Annotated in this window: 16 protein-coding genes; 8 read left to right on the forward strand and 8 right to left on the reverse strand. The window is 38.2% G+C overall.

The window, feature by feature from the left end; genetic code table 11:
- Window positions 1-83 precede the first annotated feature (83 nt).
- On the reverse strand, window positions 84-974 hold the full coding sequence (locus tag IEV50_RS03505; RefSeq protein WP_188411879.1) for a CBS domain-containing protein: 891 nt from the start codon (window positions 972-974) through the stop codon (window positions 84-86).
- A 473-nt stretch (window positions 975-1,447) separates the two neighbouring features.
- Complete coding sequence (locus IEV50_RS03510) at window positions 1,448-1,903, reverse strand: Fur family transcriptional regulator (RefSeq protein ID WP_188411880.1); 456 nt, start codon at window positions 1,901-1,903, stop codon at window positions 1,448-1,450.
- Window positions 1,904-2,657: 754 nt separating this feature from the next.
- On the opposite strand from IEV50_RS03510, the gene IEV50_RS03515 reads away from it, so the two are divergent.
- Entirely contained in the window at window positions 2,658-2,849 is a 192-nt protein-coding gene (locus tag IEV50_RS03515; RefSeq protein WP_188411881.1) for a pinensin family lanthipeptide, read from the forward strand.
- 20 nt (window positions 2,850-2,869) lie between these two features.
- On the opposite strand, the gene IEV50_RS03520 is transcribed toward IEV50_RS03515, so the two are convergent.
- Genes IEV50_RS03520 through IEV50_RS03535 form a run of 4 tightly spaced genes read right to left on the reverse strand, consistent with a single transcriptional unit; the run spans window position 2,870 to window position 10,628 of the window.
- Window positions 2,870-4,834: a lanthionine synthetase LanC family protein gene (locus IEV50_RS03520; RefSeq protein WP_188411882.1), complete on the reverse strand. Its 1,965-nt coding sequence runs from the start codon at window positions 4,832-4,834 to the stop codon at window positions 2,870-2,872.
- Between the two features lie 18 nt (window positions 4,835-4,852).
- On the reverse strand, window positions 4,853-5,740 hold the full coding sequence (locus IEV50_RS03525) for a thiopeptide-type bacteriocin biosynthesis protein (RefSeq protein ID WP_188411883.1): 888 nt from the start codon (window positions 5,738-5,740) through the stop codon (window positions 4,853-4,855).
- The gene (locus tag IEV50_RS03530; protein ID WP_188411884.1) at window positions 5,740-8,379 is read right to left on the reverse strand and encodes a lantibiotic dehydratase; all 2,640 of its coding nucleotides are present in this window, start codon (window positions 8,377-8,379) and stop codon (window positions 5,740-5,742) included. The genes IEV50_RS03525 and IEV50_RS03530 overlap by 1 nt, the downstream gene beginning before the upstream one ends.
- Before the next feature lie 5 nt (window positions 8,380-8,384).
- Window positions 8,385-10,628, reverse strand: coding sequence for a peptidase domain-containing ABC transporter (locus tag IEV50_RS03535; protein WP_188411885.1), 2,244 nt, complete (start codon window positions 10,626-10,628; stop codon window positions 8,385-8,387).
- A 166-nt stretch (window positions 10,629-10,794) separates the two neighbouring features.
- Between IEV50_RS03535 and IEV50_RS03540 the strand changes: the two genes are divergently transcribed.
- The 5 genes from IEV50_RS03540 to IEV50_RS03560 all read left to right on the forward strand — a co-directional run bounded on the left by IEV50_RS03540 (window position 10,795) and on the right by IEV50_RS03560 (window position 18,821).
- A complete protein-coding gene (locus IEV50_RS03540) occupies window positions 10,795-12,195 on the forward strand; it encodes a DUF3526 domain-containing protein (protein WP_262890402.1) in 1,401 nt (466 codons plus the stop codon).
- On the forward strand, window positions 12,192-13,628 hold the full coding sequence (locus IEV50_RS03545; protein WP_188411887.1) for an ABC transporter permease: 1,437 nt from the start codon (window positions 12,192-12,194) through the stop codon (window positions 13,626-13,628). Before IEV50_RS03540 ends, IEV50_RS03545 begins: the two co-directional genes overlap by 4 nt.
- Window positions 13,629-13,644: 16 nt before the next feature.
- Window positions 13,645-15,861, forward strand: a complete 2,217-nt coding sequence (locus IEV50_RS03550) for a TonB-dependent siderophore receptor (RefSeq protein WP_188411888.1) — start codon at window positions 13,645-13,647, stop codon at window positions 15,859-15,861.
- 102 nt (window positions 15,862-15,963) lie between these two features.
- Window positions 15,964-16,464 carry a DUF6176 family protein gene (locus IEV50_RS03555; protein ID WP_188411889.1) on the forward strand — a complete coding sequence of 167 codons (501 nt, stop codon included), beginning with the start codon at window positions 15,964-15,966 and terminating at the stop codon, window positions 16,462-16,464.
- On the forward strand, window positions 16,461-18,821 hold the full coding sequence (locus IEV50_RS03560) for an outer membrane beta-barrel family protein (RefSeq protein WP_188411890.1): 2,361 nt from the start codon (window positions 16,461-16,463) through the stop codon (window positions 18,819-18,821). Before IEV50_RS03555 ends, IEV50_RS03560 begins: the two co-directional genes overlap by 4 nt.
- 73 nt (window positions 18,822-18,894) lie before the next feature.
- On the opposite strand, the gene IEV50_RS03565 is transcribed toward IEV50_RS03560, so the two are convergent.
- A complete protein-coding gene (locus tag IEV50_RS03565; RefSeq protein ID WP_188411891.1) occupies window positions 18,895-19,590 on the reverse strand; it encodes an ABC transporter ATP-binding protein in 696 nt (231 codons plus the stop codon).
- Window positions 19,591-20,339: 749 nt separating this feature from the next.
- Window positions 20,340-21,533 (reverse strand): GTP-binding protein, encoded by a 1,194-nt coding sequence (locus IEV50_RS03570; protein ID WP_188411892.1) that lies wholly within the window; start codon window positions 21,531-21,533, stop codon window positions 20,340-20,342.
- Window positions 21,534-21,769: 236 nt separating this feature from the next.
- On the opposite strand from IEV50_RS03570, the gene IEV50_RS03575 reads away from it, so the two are divergent.
- Both IEV50_RS03575 and IEV50_RS03580 read left to right on the forward strand, forming a co-directional pair.
- Entirely contained in the window at window positions 21,770-22,351 is a 582-nt protein-coding gene (locus IEV50_RS03575) for a GNAT family N-acetyltransferase (protein WP_188411893.1), read from the forward strand.
- Entirely contained in the window at window positions 22,352-23,287 is a 936-nt protein-coding gene (locus IEV50_RS03580; RefSeq protein WP_229746611.1) for a response regulator transcription factor, read from the forward strand.
- The last annotated feature ends 20 nt before the right edge of the window (window positions 23,288-23,307 follow it).

Genomic DNA, 23,307 nt, shown 5'->3' on the forward strand with positions numbered 1-23,307 from the left:
CAAGGGGGTCAATTTGGATTGGCGCAAAGGGGTCTTTTTCCTTTGGCGAACCTTATCAAATTAACTCGGCTAAGGGGAACTTTTTAGATTGGCGAAGAGGGGTCAATTTGAAGCGGTTTATCCACAAAGACAAATAATTGCTTTTCTAAAGGGATTCCTATGCCGCTATCCACTATTTTTAAAGTAAATGTATTTCCTGAAATTTGTGTAAAAGCATCAATGGTACCATTCGGATATGAAAATTTAATTGCATTGGAAACAACATTATGAATAGCTCTCTTGAAATGCATTCTATCAATTAGGTAAGGAAATTTCTCATTAGACAGCGATAGTAATAGTTGCACTTCTTTGTTTGACAATATCCCTTTTAACTCTGTTAGACATTCCCTCACAAAATAATTCAAATCTGTAATTTCTAATTTGTACTGATCACTTTCCTGTTTTTCTATAAATAGCAACTTGTTCAAAATCTCCAATGCGTGATTTCCAGCTGTCTTTGTGAGATCTATTATTTCGATGTTTTCTGGTTCTTGAATACTATCTTCTAAAAGGCTGTTCAACCCAATAATGTTTGAAATGGGATTACGCAAATCATGGATTGCCCTTTGATAAATCAGATCATGTTTTTTATATTGATTAAGCAGGTAATGCGATAGATGATTAATAGAAATCACTCCTATAAATTCCATATTATCATATACAGGCAAACAATTAGCACAAGACGAAGCCATAAGATTATAGACATCAACAATGGAAGTTTCTGTGGATACTGAAGGTTTTCTGAAGTCAAAATCAATTATTCTTCCAGTTGGATGGTTGATCAGGTCATCTTGACTAACGATTCCCGCAACCCTTAATTCTTCATCAATAACGACAAGATATGAGCTGTCTTTTAGCCATTCAGATAATTCTTCCATTTCTTCCAATATGGAACAGGAGTGATAATTCTTATCAATGAGTTCGCTGATATTCATACATGATTGATTTTAAAAAGAAATGGCGCAGGCTAAGTCCTATCTGTCCATAGAGGTACTGGTATACCTAAAGTACGAAATAAGCAAGCCCACACCATTGGCATGAGCGTTTCACTTATCTCTCGTACTTTTTAAAATTACCAGTTTCCTATGGACGAGTTATGCGTAACGCAATATCTTATGTTTCCTCCACCCCTTGGATGAAGAATTGTTTACAGTAAAGCTAAAGAATTTGTTGTTATTTTAATTATAATTCAATATAACTTTAGAAGTTACCCTAAAGGCTTAACTTCTAAAGTCATTTAAACATCCAATAGATACTGCATTAATAACTTTATTTTTAAGCTTACCAGTACATAGTGGCCAATACCGAAATGGTCATGAAGTAAAGTTAAAGCGTACAAAGATGTATCGGATGGAATCAACAATTATAGTTCATATACTAATAAACAAACTGATAATTATGACTAATATTAGGCATTATCTTTCTTTTTAAGAAACTCCTCGGCTTTTTTATTGCAACTGTAACAAATGCCATATACAATGACATTTACGTTTTGAGAAGAGAAACCTTGGGGCATAGAAAGCTTCGGAATATGAAGCTGATCGAGGCAGTATACATTTAAGCAAACTGTACAATTGAAATGAACATGCTCATCGTGTAGCTGATTATTAGATATTGTAGAAGACGATAAGGCATAATTTGAGGTTCCATTTAAATCCAAGACTTTATGAATAATACCCTTTTCTTCAAAAGTTGTCAAAGTTCTGTATAAAGTAACACGGTCTACTTCTTTGCCTATAATCTGTTCCAATTCAGGCTGCGAGGTAGCTACATCCCTTGATTTCAAGATAGAAAGGACACTTAAACGCGGACTAGTCTTTTTTAAATTATGTTTATCGAGGAGATCAGTAAATTCTTCATTCATTTTCACTTTGCAAAATTAATTATTATTTATTCATTAAAACATTAAGGTAGGAATATCTAATCTTAAAACTGTCTAAAAAACGTTATTTTATTTATAAGCGAGATTTTGTACTGTTGTATTCCAGAAAGATGTTTTCCTGCCATAAGGCGTTGTTTGAAACGACTTTGCGTATTGTTTTAGATATATCAGGGTCTAAAGAACAGCAAAATGTTAATATTTTAACGAACGGAGGAAATGGGTATGATCCACCTTGCCCAGGTTCTATTCTGAAAAAATATTTAATTTCTTCTTTTTCCCGAGCTGGTTCACTTACCTTCCCATCAACGGTAATATCCTCTTTAGTTTGAGTTACATTTATAATTGAAGTGTGTTTTAGGGGCGGGAATTCATTTATTTGTGCAGTAACATTGGTAATGCTAAAGATAAAAAAGGATGAAATAAAACTTAATCATGGTTAGGAAATTGAAATAAGTGCTAATAAATTTTTTTTAGTTATTTTTTTCCCTTTTCTTGGCGGTCTGACGCAATGGACTGCCGACCTACATATTGAAAACTATCCCAAAAAATCATGTAGAAACTTTCGTTACTACTACATTGCTATTAATCATTAAACTATTTTGAAACGATAATAAAAGAAAACTTTTTAATGAAATTATTTGCAACTATGTTGCATTAGTTATACCTTTCACTTGTTGCAACCAGGGATAAGCCGAAACCCTGAATTAACAGTAGGCATAACTTAATTTTTAATTTTATGAAAAACAATCAGGGATTAAAGCTGAATCTAGAAGATTTACAGCTTGAAAGTTTCGTAACCAGCATTGACAGTGAAATGACTGCGCGTCTTGCGGGTGGTGTTGGAGTGCCTGTTGAGCATCCAACGCATACTCAGCAAACAGATGTTTCTGACACGCCTCATGCAAAGTGTACTACTGTCGTTTGCTAATTTAATTTGCCGGGCGTTGATTAATCAGCGTCCGGTATTTTATCATTTATTTCTACAAGTCCATTTTGAATGAATATCCTGAGTTGCAGAGTGATCTTTTTAGACAGGATATCTTTCTCTTTTTCGTCTACGTTTTCTCGGTCAAGTTCTAAAAGTACATTTTCGAAAAGAAGATACCCATTGGTTGGTGTGGTCAGCTGACTTAGCAAAAAGGTAGCCCATTTGCCAGGATAAATAATGGCGATATCACATTCCTTCTGCAGCAGGATGATTTGCTTTCGCACCTTTACTTTTTCGACAATCGATAACGTATCATCTGGGTTATAATACGAATCATGAAGTTCTATATTAGATGTTAGACTAAATGTTTGATGCAGCAACTTCTCGTCATCTAAGGCGCTTAAGAACTTACATTTTCCCAATAACCTTTCATTTCTCTTCGCTATACACAACGCGCCTTTATGCATTTTCCAAATCTCCACTATTTTAAGTTCGAGATTCAAAACATCTGCGATATATTCAAACTCTTCTCCCGATGTGTTTTGTTGTGCAACCCTCAGAATGGTTTTTCCAAACAGGTTGATATTTGAGCAATAAATTTTTGATAACTTAATCTCATATTTTTTTAGCTCCGCAATTGTTTTACTAAAGTACCGGCTATATATGTTAAAAGCTACGCTTTCACTTGAATATCTATTATTCACAGGTAATTGCACTTTAGATAGAGGCAAGCTAGGGTAAAGAATGTCGGGCGCTTTTTGGTCCGAGAGCACACTAATCAGCATGTATCCTATACCTGTTTTGCCCGAAAATAGGCCAAAGTCGGCTTGGTTGGTTTCTATGAAAGTATTGAAGGTATTTTCCAAAGCATAAAGTTTGAACGCGTTCCGGGCAATCGTCATGAGTGTTTCCGGTATATCCTTATCAGCTATCTGTTGTTGATAATTAAGCAAAAAGCTTGTATAACCTGCAAAACCGGTACATAGAGTGTAATCAGTCCGATTTGATTTGATGTCGCTTTTGCAACGCATAAGGGCATGTTTAGCTTGAGTGAGGTAGCTTTTTTCCCCTGTGGCCTCATAGGCATATAATCTCGCTAATCCCACACCAGCAGCACCATGAGCCCATGAGTTTACATTGCTGATGTGGGGTAAGAATATTTGAATATCCCAGGTGTGGGCGTTTGGAAGGTTTAGGCGCATGAAACCCAGCCGCAGATCAAGCCAGTTATTTGCTTTATAATCGTAATAAAGCATTTCGTAAGCTAAAGCTTCTTCAGCCAAATATACTAAACCCTCGTATCCTAGAAATTTTCCTGCTTGCATGAGTGCAAAAGCTATTCCCGATGCACCATGAGAAAAACCGGCCAGGCTATCATAAGCATATTTGTCATGCTCCCATTTGAGTCCGCGTTCAGATACCCTGGCATCTGCAATAAAATAATCAATAACAGAATGTATAGCTCTTAAAACATCTGGATGTTGATGATATGAATAAAGTTTACAAAGTACCAGTAAATTGCCGGCATGACCACTCAAAAGATCAAATTTGGTGACCTTATTTACAATGCTGTTCAAATGCTGATTAGCAATTGCTGAAGCTTCTTCAAGGTAATCCATATCGCCGGTTACTTCAAAAAGGTGTAGCGCCATATAAATCCAATCTGTAACACCTGAATACAAACAAAAAAATTTGGGATGTTTTGCAGCTTCGATCTTTCTGACCCTTTTATATATCTGTTTAGCCAGCAACAAATGTTCAGGCTTTTCGTACAAAGAATAATAGGCCAGAAAAAAAAGCGCAATACCACAATCGCCGTTAAATATTTCTGATGATTGCTTGAACGCATAAGGGGCTGTAGGAGTCGGATAATAAGGAACAAGCCAATAAGGGCCATTGTCGTCCTCTAGCATATTGGCCATTATTTCCTCCTCTATCTGATCGAGATATTGCCTTAATTCCTTTTGTTGTTTTTGATTGAACATATTGACGAATAAGGTTTATTAATTTTCTTTCAAAATATGTTGTAAGCATCTATATGTACAATACATCAGGTAAGACTCCTCCTGATTTGATATACCCAGTCGGTTATGGGTCATGTGCATCAGGCTTCTGAGGGTTTCGTTGAGTGTAGATTTCGGCAATTGCGCATCAAGGTACTGTCTCATAATCAGAATATTAGAAATCCGAAATTTCAGCCACTCACTGTCCAGTGACCCGTTTTCAATAGCTGTCCAAAAATGGGCAGCTGCTACTTGTAAAGTATGACCGATTCGTTGAAAGAGCCGCTCGAATTGGTGGTGCCATAATAAGATTTCTTCAGCCTCGCTTTTTATTGGATTACAAAGTGGCTTAAGCCAGTTGTCAATAAATGACAAGCAGATATCGTTCACCTCTAGGATAACAAACTTGCAGGCAAACATAAGCAGCAGGTGGTGCCTGATAGCTTCTGTAAAATTATTTTGTGGTGTATATCTAAGTCTATAGATCCTTTCCAGCGTAATGGCGGAGGAAGCCATAAAATATTGCTCTGCTAATCGAATCGCATCAGGCCCGCCATAACGGGAGGTTTCCGGCTCATAAGGAAGAAACTTAACACAGTTGCTTTCAATGTATTCTTTGCCATCAGTACCAGTCATGATAAAAGCAAACTGATAGTTGGCATAGAACTTTGATGCAGCATTTAATAACAACTCTGCCAAACTCGATGCCAAGCAGGTATGTAAGCGCAGCCTGATATGACTGCCCCCTTCTCCATACCGGATATAGAACCAGGCGTCCGGCCCGGTCAGCCATTCTTTATTCTCATCGATAAACGGTTTGACCAATTCGGTTAATACGAGTTCAAGATCTAAGAAATAAATGTGCGCAGACAGCCAGGTTGGTTCCATTAGTGTTTATTCCATTGAATTAAGTATTCTTTAATTTCGCTGTTCTGAAAATGCATATTGCCAGATATGTAATCTGGTAATACTTCCTCAAAATATAGCTGCTTTCCGGATCGCAGTAGTAGTTTGCGTAACATAGTTACCATAAGTGGTTGGTTGAAAGAAAAATACTGTGGCTTATAATCATCCCCAAGCCCGGATTTAGCTGTTTTATCTTTTTCAAAAACGGTTTGTTTGCGCAAATAGACAAAAGCCAGTTCCGGTAAACCATATTCCAACCGCCATTTCTGAAGTTTTATATAATATGTCGAATCATCTTCTTTAACAAACGGGTCAGGGAGTGATGAAGTTTTTACTAACCAACCCTTTCTCCTAATCACTACCGTATCGTCATAAACGATACGTGGTAAAAGCCGTATGCCTTTTCCTACAGGTGACGACAGTTCTAGCAGAACATTATCAACTGAATCAATCAAAATTTTCAGGCTGGGCCTGCTTTCAATATTAAAGTGTGCAAGTAATTGATACAAGTTTGAACGAAAGAAAAATGACTCAAGCGAGAGATCAAAAGCGTACACTTTTTTACTTCCGTAGGTCAACACCAGTTCTTTGTCAATTTGATCGTAGCTGACTTTAAGATCATTCACCGGCAATTGTTGCTCCGGCGGGTAAATACCATTGCCGCCGGGCAATGTAATTTCGTATTTTAATAAAGGCGGATGGCTGTTTGCGTTAAACGTAGAGGCATCATTCAGTTCGGCCATAATTATCTCATCGGAAAAAAGCTGAATATTATGCTCCACCTGCTTAGCTGTCACACCGCTATCGAACATGGACAAAAATCTTCCACTCACTTTCCCCATACCAGGTAGCAGAGCATTAATAACTCCTTGGATTTCCCCTGTCCCGTCTGGGTCAACATCAAACAATTGTACAAACATACCCTTAGCATATTTACCTGCGGGTTCAATCGGTAACGGAAAATTATCTGGTGAAAGGTTTAGTGTCTCCGCTGTTAAGTCTTTCTTCCTGATCTGTTGTTTGAAACCGGCAATCCAAGTTTCCGTTTCCTCTGACATTGCTGATAGTGCGCCAATTTCTTTTTCCTTTTTTTTGAAATGAAAGTAATAATCGTGGTAAAAGGTCAATAATGAAGTCTGAAAGCCTGTGCCATAGTGAGCACAAAAAAAGTTCGTCATTTTTTGCCGCTCGCTTGTAAGGCCGTCTAAAGGGCTAAGATGAAGGAGTAAACGGTCCACTTTAGCAATGAATGGTTTTAAAAGAGACTTAGGCAGCCGGCTTTTATGGTTCGTAAAACAATCTTCATAGAATAACTGCTTTGCAGTAAATCGGTAACTTTTGAATTGGTCTATGCTAAAAGCAGTACTGGTGTGGCCCGCAGCCGAATTGCTTTCCCGAACTTCGATCTCAGCTTCCAACAAGTTAAGCGTATCGCCAATTTGTTGTTCTGCCTTTAATAGAATATCCTTCCTTAAAATTGAATCAGCGGATGAAAATTCTGTCCTAAGCCTATCTAGCTTGGTAAATAAGTTTATTAAATCTGCGACTTTTGCAGGCTGAGGCTTGGTGTCGTTAAGAAAAGACAAAAACTTACTGCTCCATTGCGGATGAAGTCCGTTTATGCCCACGCCGAGTTCTAGAAAGCCGGAACTAACGAGCTTAAGTAAATAGCTTTTGATAGCCGATTTATCTTCATCTACATGCCCTTTTACCTGCTTAATCAATTGAATCAACGTCAGTCCTGAACTGAGTTTTATCTTCATTAGATATAGTTGCAATCCTTTGGCTGGCAGGGATTGAAACGACTCGACATTATTAAAATTAACCAGGAAATGAATTTTATCGCCGTCAATTGCTACCGTTTTGTTCAACTGGACTAAGAGGTGTTCGTTAATCATCGGGTCCATTTTTAAAATGGTTATCAGATAGTCAAAAAGAGCGTTGCTCAGGCGAATACTGCCTTTGACCTCTTGCGGAACCAGTTTCTTTTCAGGCACTGAGATAGCTAAACCTGTAAATGTAAAAAAGCTGAACGGTGAGGTTTTATAGGCCATTCGAGTTAGGTATCGCATCAGGCTAAATTCAATCCTTAATTCCTTTTGCTTAAATGCCGAAGCATCAGCCGTCCTAAATTCTTTGAGCTGCTCGAAAAGAACAGGGCTAGATAACAGCAATGCTTTCTGAAATCCTGAATGGGTCGTAAGTTCTTGAAGGTACCGCCTATCTTCTGTTAATTTTTCTTGGTATTGATGGGATAGTTGCCATTCAATTGAGTGCATGTCTTTACCTATTTGTATATAGCCCAACAGCTGGCCGCTTATTTCAGCGGGAAGTTTATCTTGCCATGCAGACGTTAAATAGGCTTCGATGTTTTTTCTGTTATAAATAAGCCTTTTAAGATTTATCAATTGCTGTCTGGCTTTATCATCAGTTTGTTGATTGATAAGAAGATACAGCTCCTCACACAGTCTATCTTTTAAATAAATCAATCGTTTATCCAATTCGTGATGTGAATTGAAATCTATTGAAGTAAAATCCCACTGCTGGAGCGTATGATAATCCAGACCAGGATAGCGTACTAGTGAATAGGGAAATAAAGTAATTTTAGTTGATGTTTGCATATATGCTATTTAGCAAGTTCCAGTTGGTTTTTGATAAGATGATAGTAGCTTCCTTTGGCCGCGATGAGCGTGTCGTGCGTGCCGGTCTCCGCCAATTTGCCATTGTGCAGTACAATGATCTGGTCAGCATGTCTTACAGTGCTTAGCCGGTGGGCGACAATGAGCACTGTCTTTTCTCGGAAAAACCTGTTTAGATTTTCAACAATTTCCAATTCGTTATGGGCATCCAGTGAATTGGTGGCTTCGTCAAGGAAAATAAATTCCGGATTGCGGTAAATGAGCCGCGCAATAAGCAGCCGTTGCTTCTGACCTTCGCTTAGCCCATAACCTTCTTTGCCTACAACCGTTTCATAGCCGAAGGGCATATTCAAAAAAAACTCATGCATGTTTGCCAATTCCGCTGCCTGGTACATGCGGCTGATGTCTCTTGTTGCACAGCCAACACATATATTATTAGCTATTGTGTCCATAAACACATACCCATCCTGCATGACTACGCCGCAATGTTCTCTCCATTCACGGGCGCTCAATCGCTCGAAAGGTATTCCGCCAAGATTAATTCCGCCAGTTGATGCTTCATAAAATTTAAGCAATAGTTTGAATAAGGTCGTTTTACCACTTCCGCTCATCCCTACAACGGCGGTTATTTTTCCAGCAGGGATGATCATGTTAATATTTTGAAGTACAAATGGAGTATCTGGGTTGTATCGAAAGCTTAATTTACAGATAACAATGTCTGCCGGTAGCGGAGGCAAGGGCACTGCATTAAGATTAAAGTCTTCCTCTGGTTCACGGTAAACCTCTTCCATACGTTGCAAGATAAATCTGGTATTTTGAGATAGGCGCATAAACTCGATTAGCTGAACGACCGGCGCGTTCAGCTGTCCACATATATAGGTCACGGCTAGCATCCCACCTAAAGTTAGGTGTCCATTGATTACTAATACCGCCGCCAAGTAAGTAATCAGCACATTTTTTACCTCATTGGCGAATGAACCAACGCCCTGTATCAACTGATCAAGCTGCAAGCTTTCCAATTTGAGATTATAAGACCTGTCCTGTAAGGTCTCCCAAACCGCTTTTTTTTCTTCCTCGCTGCCCGTAAGTTTGATCTCTTGCATGGCGTGAAAGATCTCAAGTAAAAGCTGTTGGTTTGCCGATAACACTTTAAACTTCTTTTGGTCGAGTACCTTTCTTTTTTGCTGAAAAGAGTTTGACCAGATCAAACTGAAAGTTGCCCCAGCAAAAAACAATATGAATATACGCCAATCATAATACCATAATACGCCACCTAAAACAATTACAGTAACAACAGACATCACAGCACCGATAAGCGTAGTGGTCAAAAAATCTTCTACACGCTGGTTGTCGTTGACCCGCTGCATATTGTCACCTGCCTGGCGATTGTCAAAAAAATTAAAAGGCAGGCGCATCAAACGGGCAAGAAAATTTTTGAGCATAGCTATGCTCGTAAGCGCACCAATCCTAAAAAGCCAGCGGGCTCTTAGGTAGTCCATAATCATTCGTCCGGTAAAAAGTAAAAGTTGTCCCAGACAGATCAGCCCAAGTAAGTTTACATTTTTGCCGTCAATCCCTTTATCTACAATAAGCTGTGTAAGTAGCGGAACCAGTAAGGAAAATCCGCTTGCCAGTAGCAAGCTCAACAAAACAGGATAAAGAGCCTTTTGCTTTCCCTTGAGATAGGGTGATAAAGACCAAAGAGTTGTTTGATCATCGCCAGCTTCCGGGATCTGGCCGAATTCGGGGGTTACTTCCAAAAGTAAAGCCCTGCCGGTTTCTGTTCGATCTGCTACTTGCCATGATTTTAAAAAGTCAGCGCGCTTAATCCAAACCAGACCATCGAGAGCCGGATCTGCAATCAAAGCTTTTTTCGATGTTAATTTAAATAATACGACATAATGCCCTTTTTCCCAGTGCAGGATGCAGGGTAGCGCAACTTTTTCCTGCAAACGTTCGTAAGTGAGCTCCACGGGCAGTGTTTTAAATCCCATAAAACCTGCCGCCCGTTGAAGTCCGGCCATGGTTGTACCCTGACGGGTTACACCACATAGTCGCCTGAAATACTGCAATGGAAAACGTTTACCATGAAAGCGAACGATTGTCTTTAAGCAGGTTGGGCCACAGTCCATAGCTTCCGGCTGTTTATAAAAAGGATACCGGTTCTTTCCGAGCAGTTTACAAAACCATGCTATCCATACTTTATGTAAGGTGCTATTTGTGTTATTCATTGATTATATTATGAGTGCAACAATATTGTGGTTTTAAAGTCCGTCGAACTATGACTACAGCTTATTTCTATAAAATGGAACTATATAACGAGATAATTATATCCTAAATAATAATTTATTTGTGAAGCTAACAAATTTAATGCAACTTTATTGCATTAAAAAATTTATGCGCATAAATCGATATATCATCATTGAAAAAGATCTCAAGTCTCTTTGCCGCGACCATACCGTAGCGTTAAGCCTCATGATCATCTGGTTGTTACTAATTTGTTCGGCAATAATGACTTACACCAGTTGGGATAAGGAAAGAATCGGTGAATTAAAAGCGAAGACTAATTTTCGCGAGCAGTGGGAAAGCCTACATGGCAATCCTCATGATGCGGCCCATTTTGGAACTTACCTTTTCAAGCCGGTCAACGTTCTAAGCTTTTTTGACCAGGGGTTGAATGACTATTTTGGAAGCACCTACCGTGTGGAAGCGCATAAACAAAATGAATTAGAACATATTAAAGTAGCAGACAGTGATACTGTTTTGCGTTTCGGGCCCTTATCTTTCGCCCTTATTTTGCAGGTTTTAGTACCCTTACTTTTATTTTATATCACCTCTTCTTCTATAACTGGAGAGAAAGAATCTGGAACGTGGAAAATGCTTCTTGCACAGGGAATGAAGCCAATTACCATCGCCTGGCAAAAAGTCTGGTCAAATTATATCTTGACTTTAATAATCCTTTTACCACTGTGTCTTGCTTTTGCTGTTATGGTAGGCTTAACAGATAACATGCTGCTCACTAGGTTCCTTTTACTGACTGCTTGTTATCTGCTCTATTATTTCATCATCATCCTGGTTGGCGTGATAGTTTCTGCAAGGAGCAATAATTCCAGCAATGCACTCGTAGTTCTGTTTATGATATGGCTACTGCTCTTCGTGGTATTACCTCCCGTTTTAACTACAATGGCTGACAAGCAAAATCCACTGATGTCACGCGCAACTTTTAAGAATAATATAGAACAAGGTTTTTTAAAGGGGTTGAATGGCCATGACCCTTATTTCGAAAGAGGAGAGCGTAATATAAAAGTATTGCTGCTTAAATATCATGTAGACAGCTTGTCGATGTTGCCGGTAGATGCAGCCGGCATTACCATGCAAATGAATGAAGATTACCAAAACAAGGTTTTTGAATATTATTATGGCCAGGTTAGGCAAACACTCAACAGACAGCAGGATTTTCTAAATAAAACAAGTGTTCTTGATCCTTTCCTAGCGATTAAAAGGATATCCATGACGGCGTGTGGTACTGACTTTTATCAGCATGATAATTTTTATGCACAAGCCCGGCTTTATCGTAACGAATTGATTAGAAAGCTCAATATGGAGTTAGCCGCTCATCCGGTAAAAACGGGCTCTTATAGGGCGAGTTCTGTATTTTTTAAAAGTATACCAGACTTTGAGTATTTGGTACCCGACGCGGAAAGGGTCATCAGCTGGCAGTTGTTACCGATTATTTCCCTGTTAATATGGGTTTTTTTTTCAGCTGCCCTCTTGCACATAATCACTAAAAAGCCATGAATACGAAGTTTAAAATCATACTAATTCTGTGGCGTTATGAAATGATCAAGCTACGCAGGCAGCCTCTGATGCTGATGCTTTTGCTTATGTTTCTGATACTGGGTATGTATGGAATAAATAATGGCCGGCGGTTAGCTTTGCAACAGCTATCGGTAATTGACAGCCTCCAACTTATACAGCATAACAATTTAAACGAACTAATTGGCAGGTTTAAAGCTGATACCTCAACTATTCAAGGTAAAACATTTGCCAGCCAGGCTGGTATTCCCCAAGTTGTCGAATTTAAAAATCCACCATATGCCATTAATCCGCCAAAGGCACTGTCAGTGCTGGCTATAGGGCAGCGAAACCTGCTGCCGTTTTTCGATCTCGTCAACACAAAACGCACTAATCTTACCCCACCCGATCTGGAGATTATTAACCCTGAAAAACTGGCTATTGGAAATTTTGACCTAGCTTTTGTGTTGATCTATTTGTTTCCTCTGTTAATCGTACTATGGGGTCATAATGTGTTTTCACACGAACAAGAACAACAAACAGACCGCTTGTTAAAGGTGCATGGAATTGAAATTCGATTATTGATCTTAGGAAAATTGGGGTTTCGCTTTCTGATCCTTTCTATACTTGCTGTGCTAATTAGTCTTGCTGGCTTTAAATTGTCCGATTTGAGTGGTGGTGTAACGATACCTGATGCCCTGCTTTGGCTGTTAGCGATTTTGGTTTACCTGGTTTTCTGGTTCGCGGTTTCCCTGTTTGTCGCTCAATTACACTTGCCGTCTAGGCAAAATGCCCTTTTGCTTTTAAGCTGCTGGCTGCTATTGGCAATAATTATTCCAGCTGCATTAGCAAGAGTAGGTGACCTCGCTTATCCCTTACCTTCGAGAGCAGAATTGGATAACAAGGCAAGAGCAGTAACCTGGGACACCTGGGAGTTGTCAATAGCTGTACAAATCGACAGTTTTTATACAAACAATCCTCAGTATGAAACGCTCAGGAGGGTTTCGGATACCGCTCAATATGGCAATAAGCGCTTTGCTGCCTATCAGGACCTGCTGCAACGAAGATTGAAGCGACTCGCTGATAATTATTATCAGCAAGTCGATGGACATTTCAATTTTATTCATAAAAGCAGCTGGCTTAATCCAGTTACTGCAATTGAACATACCCTAACCGCAGATGCCGAAAATACGCAATCCGATTACTTAAGATTTGAACAGCAAGCCAACGTCTTCCAACAAAGATATACCGCTTTCATGAACAAATATTTGTTGGAAGGACGGCAAATCAAGCTTCGGGAACTTGCTAAGCTGCCCATGTTTTCACTACAAAAAGATAAACATAAAACGGCCAGATTAGGCTCGTCACTATTCCCGGTAATATTCCTGTCTTTGGCTGTTTTGGCAGGCGCACTTTTTATAAAAATCAAAAATTAATCTAACCCACATACGCATGAAAAAGAAATTATACCTTTTATTACTTTTCCCACTTTTCACCGGAAGTTACTGCTTTGCACAGAATCGCCCTGCAACTGATTCAACGACCATGACACGTCAATTAAAAGAGGTTATGGTAAGTACCCGCCGGGCAAAAAAAATGAAAAAAGATACCGTCTCGGTGGGACTTAAACTTCAGCAACCCATCATTCAGGTTCCGCAGAATATTATAAGCGTCTCCGCTCAGATGATACAGCAGCAGGGAGCGTTGCAGCTCAAAGACGTAGCCCGTAACGCCAGCGGCGTCTATTTTGGTTTTAACAGCACAGCATTTGACAATTCTGCGGCAATACAGATCAGGGGATTTTCAGGATATACTACCTTGAATGGAATGCCCCGTCACCAAAATTTCGGTGCTGTTCTTGATGACCCCGCCATGTTTGAAAGCGTTGAGTTTGTTAAAGGCCCTGCCGGGTTTATCAACTCTGTTGGGGAGGCTAGTGGTATTATTAATATTAACACCAAAACACCGAGCCAAAAATTAATGAATTTTGAAGTTACCGGAGGAAGTTATAGCCTCGGACGTTTTGCGTTTGATGTGGGCAGCGAAGTAAAAGAACATGGGTTTTCTTACCGCTTAAATGCTGCATATCAACATCAGAACAGTTATCTGGATGAGTTACGTACCGATAAATATGTGCTTGCGCCGGTAGTACAATACAATTTCAGTCCTAAAACTTATATCATCGCAGAATACGACTATCTGCGTGGCGAGTCACGCAATGGATCGGATATCACCAAAATAAGATCTGAGGCAGAAACGCTTAAAGATAATATTCACAGTAATTACAGTGCAGCTAATGGCTTGCCTTTAACGTATTATCAAACTCAAACGGCAAGGTTGCTCGGAGTACACAAGTTTGATGATAACTGGCAGCTTACGTCACAGTCACAGTATACCAGTGCGCCCCTGAGCGCCTGGACAACGCTATCGTCCGAAACTTATACAGGTGTAGAATTTAGTGATAATTCGGGAGTAACCAATCGGTTATCCTATAACAGTAAGGCTGCCGGGCAAACTTTTACAACGCAGCTTTTTTTAAATGGAAAGTTTAAAACAGGTTCCATCCGTCATACCCTGCTCACAGGTGGCGACTTTACCTTCAGCCGCGATTCATTAGTTAACAATTTCGGAATGTATACTTTTCCTTTTTATCAAGAACGGCTTAATTACGGTGTTAATAGGGATTCTATTGCCGTGTTAGACCCCGCTTTCAGGAGCAGGTTTGATAACCATACCAAATATGAATCGGTATATGCCTATGATAATATCCAACTGGTAAAACAATTACTTCTGACTGTTGGTGCACGGTATACCTGGTACGAAAACAAGGTAACTCAAAACCTTTCGCCTAAAATCCCCCTGCGAAATAACAATTTTCACCAAAATGCCTGGTCGCCGAGGGCAGCACTGACTTTTTTAGTCGATTCAGCAACATCCGTCTATTTTTTATACGACCAGTCATTTGTTCCGCAAAGCGGATTAAAAGCTGGTAGTACCATCAATCCTGATACTCAAAAGCCAGTGGGTGACCCTGTTGATCCCCAAAGAAATAACGACCTTGAACTGGGCATAAAACATAACTGGTTTGGTAGCAGGCTGCTCACTACTATTAACGGGTTCCATACAGTAAAGCGAAACGTGTTGATTGATGACATTAAAAATGCCTCATTAGGATTCAAGCGACAGATTGGTTCTTATACCAGTAATGGTATAGAAGTGGATGTTTTAGGAAATATCACATCGAGTTTATCAGTATCTGTGAACTACACCTATGTAAATGCGCGTATTACTAAAGATACCATTGGTTCACCACTGGTTGGTTTCAAGTTGCCGGGTACCCCACAACAAATCATTAACACTTGGGTGCAATATATTGTTCCGATTCAGCGTACTAATAGCCTTTCTCTAAGTTTAGGGCAGATGACGCTGGTTAAACGAGCAACTTATGCAAGGGATGTTAATTTAGCAGATTTTACCAAGTTTGATGCAGGCGTCACATATAACGCACCGAGATATTATATTCGTTTGATCGGAGATAATCTGTTAAACAAACGATATATAGCTTCTGGAGATATCGGTGACGGCTATCCAATACCGGATGTCCGTAATTATTATTTCATCGAGGGGCAACCTATTAATTTCCGTATTTCAGTTGGTTTCCGGCTCTAAAGAATGTGCCGTCATATCAGCCCACAATACAATGCGTTAAGGGCACTGATATTTATGCAGAAATTGTAACAGATGTATCTGGAAACCATTTAAATTTTTATCATGAAACCCGTTTTCCAATTCGTTATAGGAATCGCTACTGGCACCATAGTTACCCTTGTAGCCGCAATTACCTTGCAGGATAAATTATATTCCGAAGCTACAATCCTCCCGACGGTTAAATATCCCTTACAGGCAACGCTTTATCGGTTTCACATTAATTCGAAAAATAAAAAGGTTTTTGATGACTGGGTGAAATGGCACCAAATGGAAAAAGAGGCGATTGCTACAACAATGGAGCGCGAAAAGATGTATGTGGAATCAGTTTTTAGGGATACTTTAAACAACCCTAATGTTATTTACTGGCTTGCTTTTGAAGGTACAGGAGGAGAAAACTACTCTACTTCTAACCTTGCTGCAGATCAGAAGCACGCTACTTATATGAAGCAAATACTGACTAAAGGCTCTAAGGTAACGTTGAAAACAGATTTTTTGATGCTGCCACCATTTTTGGAGAAAAGCATTGCTGAACACCAGGCAACTGGAATAAAACAATTGCAATGAGAACTGTCGTGATATTGGGATTATTAATTGGATGCTCCCTGGGATTAAGGGCGCAGGGAACTTATGTTCTGAAAGGAAGATTGCTCGACTCTACTAACCGTTCGCCGTTAACGTATAGCAATGTAAACATTGTGCTAAAGGACAGTACCCTTCAAAACCTCCAGACAGACAGCACTGGTAACTTTTCATTTAATGGCTTATCCAATTCTGTACTAGAACTTCGGCTACTTCCTTTTGGTTACCTGTCAAAAAGAGTTCCGCTCCGTTGGCTAGGAGGCAAAATACTTGATTTAGGAACGCTATTATTTGTCCCGGATGTTAGGCAACTGAAAGATGTTAAGATAATAGCAAGTAAGCCACTTGTTCACCAGGAGATAGACAGGCTTAGTTATGATGTACAGGCTGATCCGGAAAGCAAGGTATTATCTGTCATGGACATAATTGTCAAAGTGCCGATGTTGTCGGTTGACGGAGATGAAAATATTAAACTTAAAGGTAGTGGAAATTATAAAATCTTTATTAACGGCAGGCCATCATCTATACTGGCGCGTAACCCTAAAGAGGCGTTAAAAGCAATGCCGGCCGTATCTGTTTTACGTATTGAAGTAATTACTACCCCGCCATCTAAATATGATGCCGAAGGATTATCCGGAATTATTAATATCGTCTTAAATAAGCGGCTAGTTGATGGTTATAACGCTTCGCTCGGGGCAAATTATAACAACACACTGGGACTTGGTGAGAATGCTTCGCTAACCGGCAAGAAAGGCAAGATCGGGATTACAGGAACGGCTTATGTATATCAGGATTTCAAACAAACCTTGGAAACGGAGAATACGCGCAACACGCTCTCCCCCTATTTGTCTATACTTTCCCAAAATGGGAATTATTCCTATGTGGGTAATTATCATACCGAAAGCGTCGAATTAAGTTTTGAAGCGGACACTTTAAATTTGATTACAGGTTCTGTCAATTTTTTTAAAAGTAGATATGACAATCAAGATAATCTTTCTTCAACGCTATGGAATTCTGGGAACCAGATAGTGCAGGCTTATCAGTCTGTTAATATTAATCCGCAAACGGAAAGCGGGCTTGACCTGAATTTCAATTACCAATTAGGATTTGCTCACCGGAAAGACCGCCTGCTTACTTTTTCTTACCAATATCAACATGCTCCCAGTAACCAAAACAATACCGTACTGCTCAGCCAGCAATTCAATTATCCGTTAAGCAGTTACCTGCAGGCCAATAAGAATGCTACACGTGAGCAAACCATTCAAGTTGATTATATCCAACCGGCCAAAACTTTTACTTTTGATGGGGGTGTAAAAGCCATTCTTCGGCGCAGTTTTAGCGATTACACCAGTGACTTATACCCCAGTGATCAATTTAATTACCATCAAAATATTTATAGTCTCTATCATTCCTGGTATGTGAAGCTTAAATTCGCGGAATTTAAGGCGGGTTTACGGTTAGAGCATACAGATATAAATGCAAACTTTACCACCCAGGCAAACAGCCTGAGCACCGGTTACACGAACCTGATCCCGGTCATATCAGTACAACATAAATTTTCGGCAAGCTCCCTTAATCTTAGCTTTACGCAAAGAATATCCCGCCCAGGAATATTACAGCTTAACCCGTATATAGATAGATCTAACCCTTTATTTATCAGTACCGGCAATCCGGGTTTAAAAGCAGTATTAAACAACAATTTTGAAATCGCTTACAATGCTTATGGAAAAGGTAATTATAATATTGCACTTAGCTATTCATTTGCAGACAACGATATTCAGCAGGTAACTAGCATTATAGACACTCTTTCTTTTACAACCTATCAGAATATTGGTCACAATAAAACAATTGGGTTAAACGCCAGTGTTAGTTATCCAATTACTTCAACTTTTTCAGCAAGTTTGAACAGTGCGGTTTCTTATTTATGGATAGACGGAATTTTTAGCGGAAAACCCTATGCCAACAAAGGTTTACAAGGATACGCCTATGCGAGTTTCAATTACAAAGTTGCTAAAACTTGGCGGGCATCTGCATCGGTTACCGTTTATAGTGCAAATATTACCTTGCAAGGATCTACTAATCCTTATATTTTTAATTCTTACAGGATCACAAAATCATTGCTGGACGATAAATTTAGTCTTTCGGCTGGTATCAGCAACCCCTTCGGGAAATATAGGTACACACGCGTACATACCCAGACAGCAGACTTTGACCAAATGGTGGTAAGTCAGCGGTTCTATCGTACATTCGGGCTAAGTGCATCCTATAAATTTGGCAGCTTAAAATCAGATTTAAAAAAGAATCAACGAAGCATTAGCAATGATGATGTTTTGAAGAAATAGTAGCGTTAACGTGATAAATGTCTTGTTCTTAAATGCGGAACTGATTTCTTTTATCGTTATAATCATCCACATATTAAATCGTTTCTAAGTACAGTTTCTGTAAATCGTTGGCATTTATATCAGCTGCTGACAGTTCGTGAACCAATGTTCCCTGACGCATAATTCCAATTGTAGTCCCCACATTTACTGCATTAAATATGTCATGGGTAGCCATCAAAACAATCTTTCCCTGTTTGCCTAGGCTTTTAACCAGCTCGGTAAATTCGTTAGTTGCTTTAGGGTCTAATCCAGAAGTAGGTTCGTCCATCAATAAAACATCAGCATTTTTTGCAAGAGCAATAGCGATCCCCACTTTTTGCCGCATCCCTTTAGAATAGTTGCCGAGAGGTCTATAAAACGCTTCTGGCTGTAGCCCGACCTGTAATAGAAAATCTTCTAATTCTTGTGATGTATATGTAAAACCAGCGATTTTGCTAAAAAAATCAAGGTTTTCCATGCTGTTTAAATTTCCGTATAGCATAACCACTTCGGGTATGTAAGCGAGAAATTTTTTGACGGAAGGATCATTGGGCTTAACAACCAAACCGTTAATTCTTGCTTCTCCAGAAGTTGCCTCAGTAAAGCCTAAGAATAGATTGATGACGGTAGTTTTACCTGCTCCATTTTGTCCCAGCAGACAATAAATTTCACCTGCTTCAATAGTTAAGTTCAGTTTATTAAGTGCGGTATGATCTTTATATTTTTTGGTAAGTCCTATAGCTTGTAGCATATATATATGATTTATAGGTTGATAAGGCTGTGTGCTTTTCTAAACCAAGCCAAAGTAGCCTGCCTATGGTTTTCGCCATAATGTTTAATAAACACTTCAGTGTTAGTATCACAGATATTTGATAATGACTGAATACTTTGCTCCAAAAAATCTGGACTTAGAGTTATGCCACATTTTTTGGTAATGCAAAACATCCATTCTTCGAAATCCGTGGGAATTTCAATAGTATGCATGAAAGAAATAATGAAAAATAGAGGAGGCCCGTTGATAGCAACAGGAATTATTACTACAATATGAAGTCTATAGGGGGACTTTTTCCGTAGAACAGCAGCTTATCTTTAGATAAGTAGACTTGAATATTTGTAAAATATTCAATTGTTTTTATAAATGTCTTTAAGTTGATAACAAAATCAGATACTTTATAAAATTGTTTAGTTCCGCTATTATGTATGTAATTGCAAATGACACATTGCTTATTAGCAACCTTAATATTTAATTTATGGTCTAAGAATTTCGAGTGCTTTTCTAGCTTTTGGTCATTTACATGATGGTGGAAAGCTTCTGTCAGAGGTATAATCGAGAAAATCAACAGCAAAAGCCAGGCAAAAGCCTTGGATTTTTTGCTAATATGTTGATTTCTTGTTTTCATTGCATCAAAGTTGCAATAATATTTTAATATTTAATAATGTTTATTTAGAATCAATGATTATAATATATAAGTGTTACATTATAATTTAGTATTATATCTACTAATTATTGATAACCTCCCCATTAAACCTGTGCCCTTTCTTAAAAAGCAAGATCTCTTCATTGCTTAATAAACAATCTTCTAATTGCTTATATATCTCATCCCTATCCAAATTCTGGCCTATAAATACTAACTCATTCAGTCTGTCTCCAAAATCCTTCGTCCATTTATTTTCTATAAAATCCTTGTTATCTATAAATTCAGAATATTCCAGCCTTTCACTATATGACATACTTGCCCACCATACGCCTGCATTCTCCAATCTGGATGATCCACCAGCCTGTGAAAAATTCATAGCATCATTCGGTTTGGACGCTAACCAAAATAATCCTTTAGAACGGATAATATTGTGAGGAAAATCATCATTTAAAAATTTCATGAACCTGTCGGGATGAAACGGCTTAGGATTTCTAAAAATCATTGAGGCAATACCATATTCTTCTGTTTCCGGTGTATGTTCCTCATTCAATTCTTTAACCCATCCGGCTGAATTTGAAGCGTATTCAAAATCAAATAAGCCTGTATCCAATACTTCTTTAATGTTTATTTTTGAAAAATTACTTTTTAAAATTTTAGCCTCTGGATTTAATTTTTTAATTAAAGCATTTAACAGTTCAACATCTTCCAGTTTAACTAAATCTATTTTATTAAGAATAATCACATTGGCGAATTCTATTTGATCTGTTAGGAGGTTGACAATGGTTCGCTTATCTTCATTGGTTTCTACAAGATTACGGTCAAGAAGCAATTCATTAGTACCAAAGTCTTTATAGAAATTGAAACAATCAACAATGGTGACCATCGTATCAACATAAGCGAATTTAGAGAGATCAATTCCTTGCTCATCATCAACAAATGTAAATGTTTGCGCAACTGGAATAGGTTCAGAAATCCCCGTACTTTCTATCAACAAATAATCGAACCTTCCTTCTTTCGCTAATTTTTCCACTTCGATCATTAAGTCTTCCCTAAGTGTACAACAGATACACCCATTACTCATTTCTACTAACTTTTCTTCTGTTCTGGAAAGCGTCCCCTCATTTTTGACTAATTGTGCATCAATATTCACTTCGCTCATGTCGTTTACAATCACAGCTACCCTTAAATTTTGTTTATTATGTAGAATATGGTTTAACAAAGTAGTTTTACCACTACCTAAAAATCCGCTTAGTACCGTTACAGGTAATTTTTTCATGTATTTTAATTTGACAACTGCGAATATACAATGTTCAAACTTCAAATGCAATTAAGTTGCATTTGAAGTTAGCATTGAACAATTTAATCATGAAATTACGTGCAATATAAATTTCATAAAATCGTATATGTTGCAACTTAATTGCAAAAAGAGCATTTTTAAGTTAGCTTTGATATTTGTTTTGGGTGTTAATAAGTGTTATACACTCATACGATAATTATCTACTAATAAAGATTATGAAAAAGGCTTTAATAACCGATAAAAATTTAGTCACTGACATTCTTAGCAAATCTTTTGACGCAAATCAAAGTGTTAATTATATTGTAAAACAAGACCAAAAAAGAGAACAACGGTTAAAAGCGTTGATGGACTACTCGTTTGACGTATGTTATCTTTTTGGAGATGTATATTTATCTGATAATAATCATGCATGTGCCCTTATATTATATCCTGATAAAAAGAAGACTACATTAAAGTCAATAATATTAGATATTCAACTGATGCTTAACAGCATTGGAATTACCAACATTAACAAGGCACTTGATAGGGAATCAAAAATAAAAAAGACCCAATCTAAAGATCAAATGTATTATTTATGGTTTATAGGTGTTGCTCCTGAATACCAAGGCTTAGGATTCGGCAGTGATCTAATGAATGAACTGATAGAAGACAGTAGAACACAGGAAAGAAATATTTATTTAGAAACTTCTACTTTAAAAAATCTACCCTGGTATAAGACATTGGGTTTTAAAATTTATAACGAATTAGAATTATCTTATCAACTCTATTTCTTAAAACTGGAACTAACAGAAAAGTAGATGATGAAAGTATTCGGGTCGGAAATGCTCGTAATTACTTTTGTTTTTGCGGTGCTTGAAGTTGTGATGTTTTTTTATCAGTTTATTTATTACTTATCCCGGCCACAGGATAAGCAACGCCTGTATTATCTTGTGTTGCTTTTACTGCTTATAATCTACAACACAATCGGTGGCCTTTTTCCTGATCCTCAAATTAACATTCCAATTGTTGTACAAAACATTCTTGCCTATGGCAGTGGCTTTATTATGGCCTCCTACTTTCCTTACTATTTTTACAAAGGCTTCGATCTTGTTCGTTTAAGATTTCATGCTTTATATGGCGTATTGCTGTTTCTGATACTTCCCTTCCTGATATTTTTTGTAGTTGTTTATTCTTTTAATGAAAATCTTGATCTTGCGATTAAATATGGCATAATCATTCCCTTTTTCTATTCACTTATTCTTCTCGGAGCCATAACAAGGGCAATATGGTTAAAATATCAGCATAACAAGAGCAGAACAAATTACATGGAGGTGATCGCTGTTTATCTGGCAGTGATTCCCTGGGTTTCAATGACCGTGATTGCTTACTTTAATCTCGGACAATTTATTGAAGTGATCTTTACAAATGGTGGTTTTCTAGTTATCACCATTATCTTTATTTCCACTTCTATAAAGCTGGCAAGGAAGGATTACGAGGAGTTACAACAATTAAAGATGGTAGGTATGCATCCTTCGCCTTATTTAGAAGAAAATTGCATTAGTTATGGTTTGACGCAACGCGAAATTCAAATTGTGCAGCTTATTCGAAAGGGATGGAAAAACAAAGCCATTGCTGAGAGCTTGCATATTTCAGAAGGAACGGTAAAAAAACATGTTGAAAACTTATTTCATAAAACTGGCGCCACAGGCCGGGTTGAGCTAATCCACAAGCTCGTATTTACAGGAAGACTGTAAAATATCGTAAAAAACTTAAA

Origin of the sequence: Pedobacter mendelii (assembly GCF_014635725.1) — a bacterium.
GTDB lineage: Bacteria > Bacteroidota > Bacteroidia > Sphingobacteriales > Sphingobacteriaceae > Pedobacter > Pedobacter mendelii.